The organism is Falsibacillus pallidus, assembly GCF_003350505.1.
Classification (GTDB): Bacteria; Bacillota; Bacilli; order Bacillales; family DSM-25281; genus Falsibacillus; species Falsibacillus pallidus.
In genome coordinates this window covers 1-1,423 of sequence record NZ_QQAY01000039.1, presented here as the reverse complement: position 1 = coordinate 1,423, position 1,423 = coordinate 1, and the positions used below count along the sequence as shown (strand labels likewise).

General features: G+C 40.6%; 2 protein-coding genes. Both read left to right on the top strand.

Going from position 1 to position 1,423, the window contains the following annotated elements; genetic code table 11:
- The first annotated feature begins 79 nt into the window (after positions 1-79).
- Complete coding sequence (locus tag DFR59_RS19935; RefSeq protein WP_158538451.1) at positions 80-388, top strand: transposase; 309 nt, start codon at positions 80-82, stop codon at positions 386-388.
- 11 nt (positions 389-399) lie between these two features.
- Positions 400-1,296 (top strand): IS3 family transposase, encoded by an 897-nt coding sequence (locus tag DFR59_RS19930; protein WP_245948549.1) that lies wholly within the window; start codon positions 400-402, stop codon positions 1,294-1,296.
- Positions 1,297-1,423 lie beyond the last annotated feature (127 nt).

Below are 1,423 nucleotides of genomic sequence, written 5' to 3'. Positions count from 1 at the left end.
TGAAGTTAGTATAAAAAGTGGACACAGGTAGTGGCGTCATGTTTAAATCTATACAACTATAAAAAGGGCGTGTATAAACGTGGCGAAAGATCAGAAAAAGTTCCCAGCAGAATTTAGAGAATATGTGTGTAAATTAATTGAGTTAGATGGGCGGAAGCTTGTGGATGTAAGCAAAGAACTTAATATTTCCTATAGTACACTTCAGAAATGGCTTGGCTCTTATCGTAAAAAGCGAAATCAGGCAGAAAAAGAGAAACAAAGCCAGTATCTTACGGCTTCTGAATACAAAGAATTGTATGAAGCAGAAAGACAGAAGAAACTAGATCTGGAAGAGGAGAACGCCATTTTAAAAAAGGCTATGCACATCTTCACGCAAGAAAAGAAGTAAGGTTTGAATTTATTTTTCAAAATAAAAACGACCATACCGTTGTGAAGATGTGCGAAGTTTTGAATGTTTCTACTTCTGGCTATTACGCTTGGGAAAAAAGACTGGATCAGGAAGAAACGGAGAGGCAACGCTGGAGACGTCTTCTTGACGAGCGAATTCGTTTTCATTTCCACGATAACCTGGGGACGTATGGAAGTCCGAGAATCTATCGAAAGCTGATCGAGGTGGATCATATACAAGTCTCACTTAAGACCGTGACGAACCGTATGAGAGAGATGGGCTTATATGCGACACCGCCAACTCGATACATTCAGACCACGGATTCTGATCACCAGCAGCTTGTGTACAAAAATGAGTTGAATCGGAAATTTAAGCCTGAAGAACCGAATCGTGTCTGGGCAACGGATATCACTTATATTCATACAGGGGAGGGATTTCTTTATTTAAATCCAGTATTAGACCTGTTTTCCCGTCAGGTGATTAGCTATAGCATAGATGATCGTATGGACGCCGAATTGCCGTTAAAAGCATTAAAAGAAGCTCTAGAAATTCGCCAGCCCGCTGAGGGATGGATCCACCATTCGGACCGGGGAAGTGTGTATTGTTCAAAAAAATATATTAAAGCCTTAGAGGATGCCAAAGCGACCATCAGTATGAGTCGGAAAGCAACCCCTTATGATAACGCTTGTGTAGAATCGTTTTTCGCTTCTCTTAAAAAAGAGTATTTGTACAAGTTTGTGTTTAAGACAAAAGCAGAAGCCATCGGGGCCATTAAGTTTTATATTCAATTTTATAATCGTAAAAGGATTCACTCGACATTAGAATACGCCACTCCGATTGAGTATGAAAAGGCGTATAAAGAGGCACAGCGTTTAAACGCCACTGAGGAGAAATTGCCCTCTGCCTGAAGGAACCATTGTTTTTCAAATGGTTCCTTCAGGCAGAGGCCTCCAAGCGGAGTGAAAACGAAGCGCGGAAGAAAAAAAGTACGCCATTTACTTGCATATAAGTGTCTACTTTATTGACAGAAGTCCA